Genomic DNA, 16045 nt, shown 5'->3' with positions numbered 1-16045 from the left:
CGTCGATGTCTAGAATTCTCGCCAGATCCCGTGGCCTGCTGTTACCGCTGTTGTTGATCGCCGGCTGGGAATGGCTGTCGCGCCAGGACGCCGCCGGGGCCTACGCCTTCGTGCCGCTGTCGGCCATAGGCTCGGCCTTGATCGAACTGCTGGCCAACGGCGAACTGCTGGTCAATCTCTGGGCCAGCCTGGCCCGCACCAGCACCGGCCTGGCCCTGGGCATTTTCTTCGGCGTGCTGCTGGGGGTGCTGATGGCGCTTTCAACGCTGGCCAACCGGTTGATCGGACCACTGTTCCACTCCATTCGCCAGGTGCCGATGCTCGGCTGGATTCCGCTGATCGCCATGTGGTTCGGCAACGGCGAATTTTCCAAGGTGCTGATCGTCAGCCTCGCTGCGTTCTACCCGATGGTGCTCAACACGTATCAGGGCTTCAGCCATGTCGAGCAGCGCTACCGCGAAGTCGGCCAGGTGCTGGTCCTGGGTCGCTGGCAACGCTTGCGCCATGTGCTGCTGCCCGCGGCGCTGCCGAGCATCGCCACCGGCGTGTTGCACGCACTCGCGTTTGCCTGGGTCACCGCCGTCGGCAGCGAGCTGTTCCTGTCTTCAGGCGCCGGCCTGGGCAACCTGATGATGAACGCCGAAGCCGGCTCGCGCATGGAGGTCATCGTCCTCAGCGTGCTGTGCATCGGCCTCTGCGGCTACCTGATGACCCTGCTGTTCACCCTCCTGAGCCGCCACTTGCTGCGCTGGCGCAACATTCGTTGAAAGGCCACTCCATGAACGCAATTGCACAACATGCCTTGCTACACAGCACTCCCTTGCAGTCCGGCGCACTGCAGATCCGCGGCCTGAGCAAGGCTTACCGGATCGAAGGCCAACCACTGCCGGTACTGCAGAAGATCGACCTCGACGTTCGTCCCGGAGAATTCGTCAGCATCGTCGGTGCCAGCGGATGCGGAAAGTCCACGCTGCTGCGGCTGATCGTCGGGCTCGAGGCCGATTACGAAGGTGACATTGTGCTGGACGGCAAGCGGGTCGTTGCCACCAGCCTGGAGCGCGGGATCGTATTCCAGGACCACCGGCTGTTTCCGTGGATGACCCTGAGCCAGAACATTGCCCTGGCGCTGAAGAACCACCCGCTGTCCCGGGCGGAAAAGGACCGGCTGGTGGCCGAGCACATCAGCCTGGTCAACCTTGATGGCTTTGCCAGCGCCTACCCGCACCAGCTGTCCGGCGGCATGGCGCAACGGGCCGCCATCGCCCGGGCGCTGATCAACAAGCCGAAAGTGCTGTTGCTCGACGAGCCCCTGGGCGCCCTCGATGCGTTGACGCGGGTCCGCCTGCAACACGAGTTGCAACGCATCTGGGTGCAGCAACGTTGCACGGTGATCATGGTCACCCACGACATCGAGGAAGCGTTGTACCTGGGTGACCGGGTGATCGTCATGGACGCTCATCCCGGGCGGATCAAACACGAAATCAAGGTGGACCTGCCTCATCCGCGTGATCGCGCTTCGACGGTACTCCAGGGCTACAAAGAGCAGTTGCTGGAAGAACTGGTGGGCCATTGACCGCCAATGGCCGATCCGACGCGGCATGGAACAATTGAAGGTTCACAGGAGTAAAGAATGGGCAATGGCCAGAAACTGACGGCCGCCGACGTCGATGACTTCGCCCACGACTTCTACAGCCTGGCGCAAAAACATGCGTTGCGCGTGCACCTGCACCCGCTGCCGGGCAAGTCCGGCGCCAGCGTCGCCGGGCAGAAAGTCAAGGAGGCGTTCTGAGGAGCTGCCGCAGGCTGCTCCTACAAATGCAATTCAGCAATGCGCTCCGGCATGTTCCAGGCGATGGAACAAGCGGTTGAAGTACACCAGGCTATCGCGCGGCTCCCGCACGCCGACATTATCCAGCTCCACGAACATCACCGAGTGCGAACCCACTTCCTTGCACTCGCTGATCCGCCCCTGCAGTTGCACCAGGGCATCGCGCAGCACCGGCACTTCGGCGGCGCCGTCGTCCCACAGGTCCCAGGCAAAACGTTCAGCCATGGGCACCTGGGTCATGCCGGCGAAGTGACGGGCCAGCTCTTCCTGTTCGCCACACAGCACGTTGACGCACAGGCGACCGTTGGTGCGGAACACGTCGTGGGTGGCGCTGTTGCGGTTGACGCACACCAGCACCGTGGGCGGCGAGTCGGTGACCGAGCACACGGCGCTGGCGGTTATGCCGCAGCGGCCGCCCGGGCCATTGGTGGTGATGATGTTCACCGCAGCAGGCAGCTGCGCCATGGCGTTGCGAAAGTCGATTTGCTGCTGGCTCAGGTCGGCCATGTCGATGCCCCTTCCTTCAGGAGGACCGCTTTGAAGCGGCCCGTAGGTGATGGAACAAGACTAAGGCTGCGCGCGCGCTGCAACCATTCTGACGATCCCCATGGCGAGGTTGGGTTTCCGCTAGTCGACTAGGTGGTTTCTTTATCGCAAGGGCCGCCGACAGTGGGTATTCTGCTTACAGGCTGGAAAACACACAGCCGATGCGTGCCGCGCGTTCGCGTGCGAAAACAATAATTAGAATTTTCGTGGCAGCCCTGATGCAAACCCGCAAACCGATTGTTTACATCGTTGACGATGACAAGGACCTGCGCACCTCTCTGGCCTGGCTGCTGGAGTCGGTCAGCGTGCAGGCGCAGTGCTTCGCCGGCGCCGATGAGTTCCTCAGCCAGTACGACCCCCAGCAGCCCGCTTGCCTGGTGCTGGATGTGCGCATGCCGGAAACCAGCGGTTTCCAGTTGCAGGAGATCCTCAACCAGCGCGGCAGCACCTTGCCGACCATTTTCGTCTCGGCCCATGGCGACATTCCGATGTCGGTCACGGCGATGAAGAACGGCGCCCTGGACTTCGTCGAGAAGCCCTACAACCCGCAGCAGATGATCGACCGCATCCAGGCGGCGCTAAAGACCGCCGTGCACGCCCAGGCCGACCAGCAACAGCGGCAGAACCTGCAGGGCAAGCTGGCGCTGCTGACCAGCCGCGAGCGGGAAGTGTTGATGCTGGTGATCGATGGCAAGGCCAGCAAGGTGATCGCCCGGGAGCTGAACATCAGCGTGAAGACCGTTGACGTGCACCGCACCAAGATCAAGGAGAAGATGGGCGTGAGCAGCATTGCCATGCTGGTGCGCGAAGTGCTGCATTTGCCGGTGGATGAGCCGGCGCGGCACTGAGGGATCTGCGGCGGTCATCACACCGCCATCGCCAGCAGGCTGGCTCCCACAGGTCAGGTCCACTGTGGGAGCCAGCCTGCTGGCGATGAACGATAACGCGGTGTCAGTGCTGGCTGTAGCGCTTGCGATAGGCTCCCGGGGACACGCCAAAGCGCGATTTGAAGGCCGACGAGAAGTAGCTCGAATCCGAGAACCCCCAGGCATAACACAGCGCCGACAGCTTCTGCTCGACATCGCTGCGGCGCAGGTTTTCCGCGCAGAAGTCCAGGCGTCGGTGCTTGATGTATTGCGCCACCACCAGGCCGCGCTTGGAGAACATCCGGTACAGGCCGCGCACGGAAATGCCCACTTCACGGGCGATCAGTTCCGGGCACAGTTCTTCGTCGCTCAGGTGCGCGTCGATGAAGGCGATGATCTTGCGGAACTGCCGCTCATGGGAATCGGCAGCGCTTTCACGGGCGCTGATCCCCGGCAGCAACAGGCTGGCCAGGGCGTCGAGCACCGCTTCGCTTTCCTGCATGTCCAGGCCTTCCTGCTGGCGAGTCTCCAGCACCAGCTTGTTGGCCATCGCCGCCAGGGGGCTGTTGGCGCCGATGCGCGTGGCGCAGTTGACCGCGTTGAAGTACGAACCACGCTCCACCACCTGACGCGGCAGAATCAGCGACAGCTGTCGGCAATCGTCGTTGTAGATCATGTCGCTCGGGCGGCTGGCGTCGATCAGGGCGATGTCGCCACAGCCCAGTTGCGCGCGGTTGTCGCCCTGCTCCAGGTGCGAACTGCCGCGCAGCTGGAACACCGCGTAGTAATGGCCGTCGCTGCTGGTGCTGACGTCCTTGCTGGTGCGATACAGATGCACGTGCGCCATGTCGACCACACTGAGGCTGATCGCGCCGCTGCGAAATTCCGTCAATTGGCCATAGAAGTCGGTGTCCAGCGCCCGGGCGTCGAAACGCCCGCAGGCCTGGTTCACCTGGCTCAACCAACTTTCGAACGCCTCATTGCGCACCGTCGATGCTGTAGTCATGTCCGCAAAGCCTCAGGTTTTTTGTTGTTATTTCTCGACGTATTCCAGCGTCCTTTACCTCAAATGTCCAATACCAGACGAGCGGAAAGTGCCCGGGAAACGCAGGCGCATATCTGCTTGTTGGAGGCCTTTTCCTTGTTCGAAAGGCAGTTGTCGCGGTGCTCCGGCACGCCGTCCAGCACCTCGACGATGCAGGTGCCGCAGATGCCTTCGCGGCATTCGGTGTCGATGTCGCAACCGTGGGCCTGCAGCACGTCGACCAGGCTGCTGTCGGCCGGCACGTGCAGCACCACGCCGGAACTGGCCAGCTCCACTTCGAAACCACCGGCCGGGGCGCTGTTGGCGGCAGGGTCGGCGGCGAAGTGTTCCAGGTGAATGGCGTCGTCGGAACGGGTGCGCGCGGCCACTTCCACCACTTTGTTCATGAACGGTGCCGGGCCGCAGGTGTAGACGTGGGCCGCAGGATTGGCGCGTTCAAGGCAGGCGCTCAATGCGCCGTCCAGATCCGCCGGTTCCACGCCGTAGTGGAATTCCACATGATCGGCAAAATTCGTCGCCAACAGCTGGGTAAACGCCGCGTATTGCGCCGAACGGGCGAAGTAATGCAGGCGGTACGGCTGGCCGCTCTGCGCCAGTCGATAAGCCATGCTCAGCAGTGGCGTCACGCCGATACCGGCGGCGAACAACAGGTGTTCGCGGGCACTGTCATCGAGACGGAACAGGTTGCGTGGCGCGCCCATTTCGAGCTCCATGCCCTCTTCCACCTGCTCGTGCAGCGCGAGGGAGCCACCGCGCGACTGCGCTTCTTTTTTTACCGCCACCAGATAGGCGCGGCGATCCTCTGGCGGGCTGCACAGCGAGTACTGGCGGGTCACGCCGGTCGGCCCGGTGAGGTCGACGTGGGCACCCGGTTCATAGGTGTCGAGCGGCTGGCCGTCACTGCGCACGAGGCGAAAGGAACGGATATCCAGCGCTTCGTCGACGATCCTTTCGATCTTCACCTTCATCATTGCATCACCTGACTATTTATTTTCTTGTTAAACACAGCCCCCCTGTAGGAGCTGGCTTGCCAGCGATGGCGGCCTTCAGTCTTGCATCGCCTATGTTGACGCCTTCGCCGGCAAGCCGGCTCCTACAAGGGTTATTTTCCGGGTTGGACATCAGCGCATGAACAGGCCGCCGTTGACGTCCAGGCACGCGCCGGTTACGGACGTTGCGTTGTCGGCGATCAGCAACAGCACGCTGTCGGCGATGAACGCCGGGTCGCCGAGGGTGCCGGCCGGGATCATTTTCAGGATCTGTTCCAGACGCTCCGGGGCCACGGTTTCGCGCACCACCGGCAGGTCCAGGGGACCTGGCGAGATGCTGTTGACAGTCACCCCTTGCGACGCCAGTTCACGGGCGAAGACTTTGGTCAGCGTCGCCACGCCGCCCTTGGCCGCCGCGTAATGGGCGCCGGTGGCGGTGCCACCGTTCTGCCCGGCCAGGGAGGCGATGTTGACGATGCGGCCAAAACCACGCTCGGCGAAGTGGGCGCCGAACACCTGGCAGGCGACAAAGGTGCCGCGAAGGTTGATCGCCATCGACTCGTCGAACTCTTCGGGCGTGATGTCCATCAGCGCCGCGACTTTCGACACGCCGGCGTTGTTCACCAGAATGTCAGTGCCGCCCCAGTGCGCAGCGAGCAGGTCGCGGGCGCGCTGGAAGTCGGCCTTGCTGCGTACATCCAGCTCGATGGCGACGGCCGTGGCGCCGCTGCCGTCCAGCTCGGCGGCCAACGCCTGCACGCCATCGAGGCGCAGATCCGCCAGGCCAACGTGATAACCGGCGGCGTGCAGACGGCGGGCGATGCACTCGCCCAGTCCGCGCGAGGCACCCGTTACGAGGGCTACTCGACTCATGATGTTGCCCTCACAGAAGGAAGCCGAGCGCGCTCAGGCTGTCGGTAGAGTTGATCAGCCGAACCACTTTGCGCTCCAGGGTCGGCACGCCATCGGTGAAGCGGATGCGGTGGTTCAGGTCGGCCACGAACGGCGTGTGCACCCCGCGCTTGTAGGCGTACAGCAACTGCGCCGAATTGACTTCGACGATGTCGCCAGCCGCTTCCACCAGGCGGAAGCGCGAGACGGTGCGGATGGTTTTCGCCGCGTCCACCGCCGACGGCGAGTAGCCGGCGGTCAGGCGCTCGATGCGCAGGTCACGCATGCGTGCGTCGTCGTAGGCGTAGTTCAGCGTCGCTTCGAAATCCTCGGTGTCCGGGTCGATCGGCACGATGTACTTGCCGCTCTCGCTCCACAGGGTCGCCCACTCGGCGTAATTCTTGTGGTCGAGCAGTTCGGCTTCGCGCCAGATGAATTCGATGGTCTGAGCCAAGGGACCGGTAAAACCGTTCATGTCGTGATTGCTCATTGGCTCATCATCCTTTTCCACATGTCGTAGGCACCGCGCATGCCGCCCTCGTCGGTGGCGTGGCTGACCTTGTCGCCGTTTTCAGCGGTGATTTCGCGGTTCAGGCCGCGGTTGACCAGGATTGGCGCGTCGACGCCGGCGTACGAGCCGCGCTGTACGCGGTCCCAGGCTTCAGCATCGTCGGGGCTGCCGAAACCGAACGGGCCCTGGAAGTGTTCGTGAATGCGCATGCGTTCGCGGTTGGCGATTTCCGGGCCGCCGTCCATGCCGAGGGCGACGTGACGGATCTCGGTTTCGGTGACCGACACCGGACGCAAGATGCGGAAGAACGACATCGACATGGCGATGTTGGGGAACAGGTTCAGGTTGAAACCGGCGCCGTGCAGCGAGCGTACGATGCGGCGTACTTGATCCGCCGGCATGGTTTTCGACAGTTCTTCAGTGACGTGGGCGAAGCGTTCCTGCAACTGCTCGGTGCCGTCATCGTGATCCAGATCGACGTGCTCCGGCACCATCACCATCACGCTGTGGCCGTTGCCCAGCGAATGGGTCACGGCTTGTTCATCGGTCATGAACGAGAGCATTTCCGAGGTTTCTTCATCCACCGACGACATGAACGACTTGTGCACGATCGGGAAGTGGTAACCGTCGGTGGTGTTTTCCAGCTGGATCTTCCAGTTGCCCTTGAAGCTGAACTTGTGTTCGCCCTGGGTCTTGATCGGGTAGCCGGCGCCCTGTTTCATGAACAGGTCCATCCAGTGTCTGGCGCCGCCGAGGAAGTCTTCCAGCGGCTCGATCTCGTCGTTGTAGCTGGCGAAGACCATGCCGGCGTAGCTTTCCACGCGCAGGCTGGTCAGCGGCAGTTCGGATTTCTCCAGGATGCCTTCATAACCGTCCGGATACGGCAACGCGCGCAGCTTGCCGTCCAGGCCATAGGACCAGCTGTGGTACGGGCAGGTGAAACCGGTGGCGTTGCCCTTGTGCTTCTCGCACACGGTGGCGCCACGGTGGCGGCAACGGTTTTCCAGCACGTTGATGTTGTTCTTCTTGTCGCGAACGACGATCACCGGGCGACGGCCGATGGTGGCGGTCTTGAAGTCGCCGCTGTTGCGCACTTCGCTTTCGTGGGCAACCCACACCCAGGTGCGGTAGAAAATCTTCTCGAGCTCGGCTTCGAACAGCGCCGGGTCGTTGTACAGCGAGACGTCGACGCGGTCATGCTGGACCAGGTCTTCGGGGCTTTTCGACGTTGCGATCAGCCGGTATTCATGAGTGCTCATGCGGTTCTCCTCATGGCTTCTTTTTATGATTGATTAGTTGAGGCTTGCAGCTGCGCACCGAAGGCGCAGACCAGTTCGTCCTGACCTTTGCGACCGACGATCTGCAGGCCGACTTTGAGCCCGCCGCAATCGAGTTCCACCGGCACGCTCAGCGCTGGGTGGCCGCTGAGGTTGAAGGGGCGCACCAGCGGCGTCATGCCGGCGACGGCCTTGCTGGCGCTACGCGCTTCACTCAGCGTGGGTGGCAGGCTTGGCATCGTCGGCAGCAGCAATACGGCAAAGTCTTCCAGCGCCGCGTCCACTTGCTGGGTGAACGCTGTGCGCACGGCTTCGGCCTGGGCCAGCTCGTCACGCGTAGTGCGGCTGGCCACCAGCAAGCGTGTTTCTACATCGGAGCCAATCAGGCCCTTGCCGGTCAGGTGGCCGAACGCTGCCCAGTTTTCGAAATTGATCACGGTCAGGCCGGCGGCGAAGGCAGCTTCGAATTCGCTCAATTGCAGGTGGCTGCGACGCCAGCCCGCGCGGTCGGCGGCAGCACCGAGGCTGGCTTGCAGATGCGCGTCGCAGGCCACGTCGAGGAAGCCGACCCTGGCACCGTCACCGGGCAAACCTTGCACGGCGAAACCCGGACAAATCACCTGCATGGCGGCGATCAGATCGTCCATGGTTTTGGCGAACGGCCCGACGCAATCGAGGCTGGATTCCAGCGGATGTGCGCCAACACGACTGACCCGACCGTAAGTCGGCTTGAGCCCGGCGATGCCGCAGCAGGCCGCCGGCACCCGCACCGAACCACCGGTGTCGGTGCCGATGGCGATATCCGCCAACCCGGCCGCGACCGCCGAAGCGGAACCGCTGGACGAGCCGCCAGGAACACGATCCGGCGCTTGCGGATTGATCGGCGTGCCCGTCCAGTCGTTGATGCCGGTGACGCCAAAGGCCAGTTCGTGCAGGTTGGTCTTGCCGACGATCTGCCAGCCGGCGTTGAGGATCGCGTCCACCACTTCGGCGTTTTTAGTTGCTGCGGGTGCATCGGCAAAGGCACGGCTGCCCGAGCGGGTCGGATGGCCGGCGATGTCGATGGAGTCCTTGATGGCCACGCGCTTGCCGCTGCCACCGAGGAGGAATTCGCTGATGAACGTACTCATGCATTCAGCTCCGTGTTGAACAGCCGTTGCGTACGGAAATGCGCGATCAGCCAGGTGCCGTCGACACAGCGGAAATCGATGTTCAGACGGGTGCCGAACAGCTCGTTGCGGCCATCGGCATAGGTGGAAATCTGCTGCATGATCCACTGCCCTTGCGCCGCGCTGCCGTCGACCACGATCGATTCGCTGGTGAGGTAATGCAGGTTCAACCGGAAGTGGTCCGAAGGCGGCAGGTAACCACCGACAAAGGCGGCCACTGCTTCACGTCCGCGATGTTGGCCAAACGTCTGCGCGGTGGTGCTGCCAATGCCTTCCCAGATCGCATCGATACAGAACAGCTCAGCCAATTCGCTGACATGGGCAAGTGCCCGCGGCACATCGCACAGGTCCATGTAGCGCGCCATCAAGCGGCGCACTGCGCTTTCCCCTTCGAGTGTCTGAAGACGCTGCAGCAAGGCCTCGTTCATGGCTTACACCCTGGCCGCATCAGGGATGGTCAGCGGACGACCGATGCGCGCTTCGATCTTCGCGTAGCGCCACAGGCTGTATTGGCCGACCGGCGTGGTGCGGAACAGGTTGCAGGCGTCGATCACCGACTGGTGGCAGTCGACGTCGGCCATGATGTACACGGTCCAGGGCGAGGTGGTCGACGGGCCGACCATCAGGCGGTCATCATCCATGGCGCCGAGCACGGTGATGCCGGGCATCGCGCCGAGGTCACCCATCATCTGGCTGAAGCCTTTCCACACGCTCAGGCCTTCGCCGGTGGGCAGGTCGAAAAAGTTCTGGGTGATGCCGATGCAGAAGACGACGCGCAACGGTTCTTGAGTGGTCTGTGTCATGAGTGTCGATCCTTTTGAAATAGAGAATTCAGATGTAGCCCGGGAACGGCGGTACGCCGAGGAACACCGAGCCGGCGCCGTCGTACAGCCCTTCGCTGAGGAAGGCGTGCTGGGTCACCACCATCGAGTCGCGCAGGTAACGCTGCAGCGGATGGCGCAGGTAAATGGCGGTGGTACCGGCCAGGCTGTAGGCGCTCTGCACCACGGCGGCACCGGCCTGCGACACGTGGATGGCGGACAGGCGCAACAAGCTGGTCTGCTCCGGCGTGACCGGGTTGCCCGCGAGGATCGAGTTCCATACCTGTTCGGTGGCGTTGTAGAAGAAACCGCGCGCAGCACTGAGCTTGGCTTCAGCCTTGGCGATTTCGATGCGCACGTAAGCGCGGTCGGATAATTTCGGCGCACCGGTGATACCCGAACCGCCGGCCATGCGGCTGATTTCATCCAGTGCAGCACGGGCCAGGCCCAGGTTGACCACTGCCAGCACTTGCGCGGCGTAGGCAATCGACGGGTACCGGAACAACGGCTCATCGATGGTTGCAGCCCCGCCCCGGATAAAGGTCCAGCGCTCGTCGACGCGCTTGTCGGTGACGCGCAGGTCGTGGCTGCCGGTGCCTTTGAGGCCAACCACGTCCCAGTTCTCGACGATCTCTACCTGGTCCGGACGCAATACCGCTGTGCGCGGCTTGCCGCCTGCGGCACCGATGCCCACACCCAGCAGGTCGGCGCCTTTGCAGCCGCTGGCAAACTTCCAGGTGCCGTTGACCTGGTAGCCACCCTCTACCACCTCGGCCGGTTGCAGCGGAAACAGGCCGCCGGCAAAGACCAGGTCAGGGCTTTGCGAATAGAGTTCAGCCAGGGTTTCTGCTGGCAATGCGGCAAGATAGACGCCGGCGCTGCCGAAGCTCGCGACCCAGCCAGCAGAGCCGTCGGCTTCGGAGATGCGCTCGATCATCTGCAGAAACTTTGCCGGGGCCAGGGCGTCGCCGCCGTAGCATTTCGGCGTGGCGGCGCGGTAGATGCCCACCTGCTTGAAGCGCTCGATCATGTCCCGTGGCACGTGGGAGCCGGCGTCGAATTCGTTGCGGCGTTGGCGTACTTCTTCCAGTACCTGCGCAAAGGCCGGGCTGTCGACGACATTCTCGTCAACGCCGATCGATGCGTCTTGTTGCACGACCGCTGAACGCAGCATGGGCTTTCTCCGATTTTCTTATTGTGTAGGAGCGAGCTTGCTCGCGATGGCCGACCAGACACCGCGAGCAATCAGGCGGCCCGCGTCATCGTTGACGCTTTTCGCGAGCAAGCTCGCTCCTACAGGTAATGGGTGATGGTCACCCTTGCATTGCGGTCCAGTGTAAAAACCGCATGCCGGCGCAACTATTGGTGCGTGCAGCCCCCCAGCTAAAGAAAACCCCTAGATCCACACCGGTTACCTCTGAGCGCATCCCGCTGTGCGAGCAGGTATAAAACGCCATACTGCAAATCTCTGCCGCCAAGGGCCGTGCGATGTACTTGCCAAAACCGAACGATTTTTATGCGCTGATCGAAGCCATGCCGCTGTGCATCATTCTTCACGATGCACAGACCAAGGAAATTCTCTGGGCCAACGCTGCCGCCCTGGCGGCGCTGGGTTTTACCCTGGAGGAACTGACGCCGCTCAAGGCCCCGGACATGACCCGCGACGCACCGAAGTACCGGCGCTCGGTGGGGCTGCGCTGGCTGGAAGGCGCCGCGCGCACCGGCCAGCGCGCCATCGAGTGGTGCTATCGCTCCAAGCAAGGCGTCGAGATTCTTTCCGAGGCGGTGGCGACCCTGGTGCACCTGGACGGTCGCGATGTGCTGATGGTGCAGTTTCGCGACATCTCCAAGGAGGACAGGGTCAAGCGTGACCTCAAGCGTTTCGAAAGTCGGCTCAAGGCTTTCATGCAGGATTTGGCCGAAGGCGTGGCGGTGCTGGGCCCCGAGGGTGATATCCGCTTCATCAGCGATTCCGGCGCGCATTTGCTCGCTAGCGAAGTGCGTCAGCTGATGGGCAAGAATTTTCTCGGCTGGTGCGACGACGCTTCACGCCAGCGCCTGTTGCAACAGCTCGCCAACGAAACACCGGAGCACGCGCCGTTCAGCGTTCACTACAAAGTGCAGCGGCGCGACGGCGAGTGGCGCTGGCATGACGCAACCTGCCGCTACATCGAGATTGAGGACGATCTGGTCGGGCACCTGCTGTTGTTCCGCGACGTCACCGAACAGGTGCAGGCCGAAGAAGCGCGGCGGGTCAGCGAGCAGAAACTCGAATACCTGGCGCGCTACAACGCCATGGGCGAAATGGCCGTGGCCATCGCCCATGAACTGAGCCAACCGCTGGCCGCCACGCGCAATTTCATCGAGGGCGCGGTGATTCGCCTGGGGAACGCCGCCGACGCCGACCAGGGCGTCGCCTGGGGTCTGCAGAATGCCGTGCGGCAGATCGAGCACGCCTCGGTGATCATCAAGAGCGTGCGCGATTACGTAGTGAAACTGGAGCAGAGCGAAGAGCTGATCGACCTCAACGAGTTGCTGCGCGAAACCCGCTACTTCATCAGCCTGCGGGCCGACCCGAGCCTGGTGCGCGTGGACGTCATCACCTCTCCCGAGCCGCTGCGGGTGAGCTGCGAGAAGGTGTTGATCGGCCAGGTGATCCTCAACCTGGCGTTCAATGCGATCGAAGAAATGGCCGACCTCCCCGTCGAACGCCGTTTGCTGCGCATCCATGCCCGCGCCTACAACGGCATGGCGCTGGTGAGCATCGAGGACAGCGGCCGCGGCATCCAGGCCCAGGCGCAGGAGAAGCTGTTCGACGGTTTCTTCTCGTCCAAGGTCAGCGGCAACGGCATCGGCCTGGCGCTGTGCAAGAACATCATCGGCCGTCACCGGGGCGATATCTGGGCGCAAAACCTGGAGCCTTGCGGCGCCGTATTCAGCTTTTCCCTTCCCCTGGCCACCCCCGGCCCCCTGTAGGAGCGAGCTTGCTCGCGAAAAACGTCAGGACGATCCGGTCATTCAGGCAGCGCGCGTTATCGTTGACGTCCATCGCGAGCAAGCTCGCTCCTGCAACATGACACTGGCACAGATACACAAACACTTGGCAGGCAGGGCAATTCCTGGGATTGCCGGGCGAGGCACTATTCGATGGTCAGAATCTGCCCACTCACCCGCGATCCGCGTTACCAACAATTCAGGAAGTTCCCCTTATGCGAACAAACAGGATCTCCGTACAGTCAGCGCTAGGCCTGAGCCTGCTTGTACTCGGTTTGAACAGTGCCCGTGCGGACCTGCCGGCCGACACCGGCATCGGCCAGACCACCCTGGCCTTCCCCGCTGAACCGCACCGCGCGTTTGTCGTCGATGTCGAGTTCGAAAGCTTCGTCGCCGGCCGTGTCACCGTGGTCGACCCGGATCAGAAACGTGTGCTGGGCATGGTGCCGACCGGCTTTGCCGCGCCTTCGGCCCTGAGCCATGACGGCAAGCTGCTCTACAGCGCCGACATCTGGTATTCGCGCGGCACCCGCGGCACCCGCACCGACGTGCTGACCGCGTGGGACAGCTCGACCCTGTCGCCGGCCTGGGAAGTGCTGATCCCGAACAAGCGCGCCGAGTCGCTGACCCAGCGCTACGCCCTGAAGACCAGCGGCGACGACCGTTTCGTCTACGTCTACAACTTCACCCCCTCGACCTCGGTGACCGTGGTCGACACCCAGAGCAAGGCCGTCGCCAGCGAAGTCTCGATCCCCGGTTGCGTGCTCAACTACCCGGTCGGCAAACGCCGTTTCGCCTCGCTGTGCGGCGACGGCAGCCTGCAGGTGGTGACCCTCAACGACCAGGGCCAGGAAACCGCGCGCAACCGCACGCCGTTCTTCGATCCGAACGCAGAAAAACTGGTGGAGCGCGCGGTCAACGTCGGCGACACCTACTACTTCACCACCACCACCGGCACCGTGCGCGCCGTGGATTTCTCCGGCGACACGCCGAAAATCCTGCCGAGCTGGTCGCTGACCACCGACAAAGAAAAGAAAGCCGGCTGGGCACCGGGCGGCTGGCAGCTGATGGCCGTCGCGCCGAAGCTCAACCGCCTGTACGTGCTGATGCATGACGCCCACGAACCGATGAAATGGGAAGACCCGAGCCCCTTCATCTGGGCCTTCGATCTCAAGACCATGAAGAAAGTCGCCACCCTGCAAGCCCCGGCACCGGTGTGGAGCATGCAGGCAACCGGCGACGACAAGCCGCTGTTGCTGGGCACCGACGTTGAAGGTGGCTTGCAGATCTTCGACCTCAAGACCAACCAGCACACCGGCAGCATGGCCAAGGTCGCCAAAACCGCGACCCAGGTCATGAGCTACTAAACGAGATTCGGCCCATGCAATCAGATCCGATCTTCATTAATGCCTGCGCCCTCGCCATTTCGGCGCTGCTGGCCAGTGCCGCGACCCACAAGGTGCGCGCCCCGGGGCGCTTCGCCAAACAGCTGGCGGATTATCAACTGCTGCCTACCGCACTGGTTCGCCCGAGCGCCAGGCTTATCCCGCTGCTGGAACTGGCCATCGCTTTCGCGTTGCTGGTCCCGGTCAGCCGGGGCTGGGCGGCGTTGAGCGCGGCCAGCCTGCTGGCGCTGTACGCCGCCGCCATCGGCATCAACCTGTGGCGCGGTCGTCGCGACATCGACTGCGGCTGTGCCGGTCCAGACCAGGCACAACCGCTGCGCCCGGTGCTGCTGCTGCGCAACAGCGTGCTGGTGGCGCTGGCGCTGCTGGCCAGCGTGGCGCCGGTGGTGCGTGACATGACTGTGTTCGATGGCTTCGTCACCGTGGCCGCCGCCGCTGTCGCGCTGCTCATTTACGCCGCGGCCGATGGCCTGCTGGCGAACTCCCCTCTTCTGCTCAAATTGATTGGTAGGTGATCGAAATGGAAGGCTTGATAGTTTCCAATGTTCTGCTCTGGGTGCTGCTGGTGGCCGTGGCGTTTGTCGTCATGGGCCTGGTCCGTCAGATTGGCGTGCTGCACGGTCGCCTGGCGCCGGCCGGCGCGCTGATGGTCGACAAAGGCGTGGCCGTCAACGAAGCCGCACCGCAAATCACCGCCGCCGACCGCAAGGGCCGCCCGGTGAACTTCGGTTATGCCGGTGAAAAATCGCAACTGCTGTTTTTCCTCTCGCCGACCTGCCCGATCTGCAAGTCCTTGCTGCCGGCGATCAAATCCATCGCCAAAGAACAGGCCGGTACGCTCGACGTGGTGTTCGTCAGCGATGGCGACATGGATGCCCAGCAAGCGCTGATCCGCGAACACAAGCTCGAAGACGCCACCTACGTGGTCGGCCCGGAAGTGGGCATGACCTACCAGATCGGCAAGCTGCCGTACGCCGCCCTGATCGACAAGTCCGGCACCCTGCGCGCCAAAGGCCTGGTCAACTCCCGCGAACACCTGGACAGCCTGTTCGAAGTTGAGCACTTGAAGCACGCCACGCTGCAGCAATACCTCAACGCGCAGCCCCACGACCATGACCACAGCCACGGCCATAGCCACTGATAAGGCAGGGAGACCTTCATGAAACTGCTGGATCTGTTGTTCGAGCGCTCGACGCGCCGTGTTGCCGACACTACTTCGCGCCGCAAACTGCTGTCGCGCATGGGCTCGCTGATGGTGGCCGGTGCCGCCCTGCCCCTGCTGCTGCCCCTGGATCGCACCAGCAAGGCGCTGGCCGCCACTGACCCGAAGGCCGGTGACCCGGGTGATCCGAACAGTTGCGACTACTGGCGCTACTGTTCCATCGACGGTTTTCTGTGCAGTTGCTGCGGCGGATCGGTGACGTCCTGCCCACCGGGCACCGAAGCCTCGCAAGTGACCTGGATCGGCACCTGCCGAAACCCGGCCGACGGCAAGGACTACATCATTTCGTACAACGACTGCTGCGGTAAGCAAAGCTGCGCGCAGTGCGCCTGCACCCGCAACGACAGTGAAGAACCGGCCTACCGCCCGTTCAACAACAACGATGTGAACTGGTGCCTGGCGGCCAAATCGCACATCTATCACTGCACCGTTTCGATCATCCGTGGCGTGGCGGTCTGACACCCACCGCCGGTTGCCCTG

18 protein-coding genes and 1 pseudogene are annotated in these 16045 nt (G+C 63.1%); 9 read left to right on the top strand and 10 right to left on the bottom strand.

Going from position 1 to position 16045, the window contains the following annotated elements:
* Positions 1 to 5: 5 nt before the first annotated feature.
* The 3 genes and pseudogenes from ACM6I6_RS06405 to ACM6I6_RS06395 all read left to right on the top strand — a co-directional run.
* Entirely contained in the window at positions 6 to 767 is a 762-nt protein-coding gene (locus ACM6I6_RS06405) for an ABC transporter permease (protein ID WP_274076166.1), read from the top strand.
* 11 nt (positions 768 to 778) lie between these two features.
* Positions 779 to 1573, top strand: a complete 795-nt coding sequence (locus tag ACM6I6_RS06400) for an ABC transporter ATP-binding protein (RefSeq protein WP_406592508.1) — start codon at positions 779 to 781, stop codon at positions 1571 to 1573.
* 72 nt (positions 1574 to 1645) lie between these two features.
* Positions 1646 to 1789, top strand: a pseudogene (locus tag ACM6I6_RS06395) (MotA/TolQ/ExbB proton channel family protein); the annotation flags it as partial.
* A gap of 33 nt (positions 1790 to 1822) precedes the next feature.
* On the opposite strand, the gene hpaC reads toward ACM6I6_RS06395, so the two are convergent.
* Positions 1823 to 2335 (bottom strand): 4-hydroxyphenylacetate 3-monooxygenase, reductase component, encoded by a 513-nt coding sequence (gene hpaC / locus ACM6I6_RS06390; RefSeq protein ID WP_274076164.1) that lies wholly within the window; start codon positions 2333 to 2335, stop codon positions 1823 to 1825.
* 257 nt (positions 2336 to 2592) lie between these two features.
* On the opposite strand from hpaC, the gene ACM6I6_RS06385 reads away from it, so the two are divergent.
* Positions 2593 to 3222: a response regulator transcription factor gene (locus ACM6I6_RS06385; protein WP_274076163.1), complete on the top strand. Its 630-nt coding sequence runs from the start codon at positions 2593 to 2595 to the stop codon at positions 3220 to 3222.
* Positions 3223 to 3325: 103 nt separating this feature from the next.
* Here the strand turns inward: ACM6I6_RS06385 and feaR are convergent, their stop codons facing one another.
* From feaR to ACM6I6_RS06340, 9 genes are all read right to left on the bottom strand, one after another.
* A complete protein-coding gene (gene feaR / locus ACM6I6_RS06380; protein WP_414919618.1) occupies positions 3326 to 4246 on the bottom strand; it encodes a transcriptional regulator FeaR in 921 nt (306 codons plus the stop codon).
* Positions 4247 to 4305: 59 nt separating this feature from the next.
* On the bottom strand, positions 4306 to 5256 hold the full coding sequence (locus tag ACM6I6_RS06375; RefSeq protein ID WP_406592510.1) for a PDR/VanB family oxidoreductase: 951 nt from the start codon (positions 5254 to 5256) through the stop codon (positions 4306 to 4308).
* A gap of 150 nt (positions 5257 to 5406) precedes the next feature.
* On the bottom strand, positions 5407 to 6147 hold the full coding sequence (locus ACM6I6_RS06370) for an SDR family NAD(P)-dependent oxidoreductase (RefSeq protein ID WP_414919617.1): 741 nt from the start codon (positions 6145 to 6147) through the stop codon (positions 5407 to 5409).
* Positions 6148 to 6157: 10 nt separating this feature from the next.
* On the bottom strand, positions 6158 to 6655 hold the full coding sequence (locus ACM6I6_RS06365; RefSeq protein ID WP_414919616.1) for an aromatic-ring-hydroxylating dioxygenase subunit beta: 498 nt from the start codon (positions 6653 to 6655) through the stop codon (positions 6158 to 6160).
* On the bottom strand, positions 6652 to 7935 hold the full coding sequence (locus ACM6I6_RS06360; protein WP_414919615.1) for an aromatic ring-hydroxylating oxygenase subunit alpha: 1284 nt from the start codon (positions 7933 to 7935) through the stop codon (positions 6652 to 6654). Before ACM6I6_RS06360 ends, ACM6I6_RS06365 begins: the two co-directional genes overlap by 4 nt.
* 23 nt (positions 7936 to 7958) lie before the next feature.
* Complete coding sequence (locus ACM6I6_RS06355; RefSeq protein ID WP_406592513.1) at positions 7959 to 9083, bottom strand: amidase; 1125 nt, start codon at positions 9081 to 9083, stop codon at positions 7959 to 7961.
* Entirely contained in the window at positions 9080 to 9550 is a 471-nt protein-coding gene (locus ACM6I6_RS06350) for a nuclear transport factor 2 family protein (RefSeq protein WP_406592514.1), read from the bottom strand. The genes ACM6I6_RS06355 and ACM6I6_RS06350 overlap by 4 nt, the downstream gene beginning before the upstream one ends.
* 3 nt (positions 9551 to 9553) lie before the next feature.
* Positions 9554 to 9925, bottom strand: a complete 372-nt coding sequence (locus ACM6I6_RS06345; RefSeq protein WP_046816379.1) for a hypothetical protein — start codon at positions 9923 to 9925, stop codon at positions 9554 to 9556.
* A 28-nt stretch (positions 9926 to 9953) separates the two neighbouring features.
* Positions 9954 to 11117 (bottom strand): acyl-CoA dehydrogenase family protein, encoded by a 1164-nt coding sequence (locus tag ACM6I6_RS06340; protein WP_414919614.1) that lies wholly within the window; start codon positions 11115 to 11117, stop codon positions 9954 to 9956.
* A 314-nt stretch (positions 11118 to 11431) separates the two neighbouring features.
* On the opposite strand from ACM6I6_RS06340, the gene ACM6I6_RS06335 reads away from it, so the two are divergent.
* The 5 genes from ACM6I6_RS06335 (at position 11432) to ACM6I6_RS06315 (ending at position 16024) form a co-directional block, all read left to right on the top strand.
* Positions 11432 to 12919 carry a sensor histidine kinase gene (locus ACM6I6_RS06335; RefSeq protein WP_414919613.1) on the top strand — a complete coding sequence of 496 codons (1488 nt, stop codon included), beginning with the start codon at positions 11432 to 11434 and terminating at the stop codon, positions 12917 to 12919.
* Between the two features lie 233 nt (positions 12920 to 13152).
* On the top strand, positions 13153 to 14304 hold the full coding sequence (locus tag ACM6I6_RS06330; protein WP_414919612.1) for an amine dehydrogenase large subunit: 1152 nt from the start codon (positions 13153 to 13155) through the stop codon (positions 14302 to 14304).
* A gap of 14 nt (positions 14305 to 14318) precedes the next feature.
* Positions 14319 to 14858 (top strand): MauE/DoxX family redox-associated membrane protein, encoded by a 540-nt coding sequence (locus ACM6I6_RS06325; RefSeq protein ID WP_323608474.1) that lies wholly within the window; start codon positions 14319 to 14321, stop codon positions 14856 to 14858.
* Between the two features lie 5 nt (positions 14859 to 14863).
* The gene (gene mauD / locus ACM6I6_RS06320) at positions 14864 to 15484 is read left to right on the top strand and encodes a methylamine dehydrogenase accessory protein MauD (protein WP_075949195.1); all 621 of its coding nucleotides are present in this window, start codon (positions 14864 to 14866) and stop codon (positions 15482 to 15484) included.
* An 18-nt stretch (positions 15485 to 15502) separates the two neighbouring features.
* Positions 15503 to 16024: a methylamine dehydrogenase light chain gene (locus tag ACM6I6_RS06315; protein WP_027620621.1), complete on the top strand. Its 522-nt coding sequence runs from the start codon at positions 15503 to 15505 to the stop codon at positions 16022 to 16024.
* The last annotated feature ends 21 nt before the right edge of the window (positions 16025 to 16045 follow it).

It is taken from the genome of Pseudomonas sp. IT-P218 (assembly GCF_949767605.1).
GTDB lineage: Bacteria > Pseudomonadota > Gammaproteobacteria > Pseudomonadales > Pseudomonadaceae > Aquipseudomonas > Aquipseudomonas putida_AE.
This window is presented reverse-complemented; position numbering and strand designations above follow the sequence as displayed.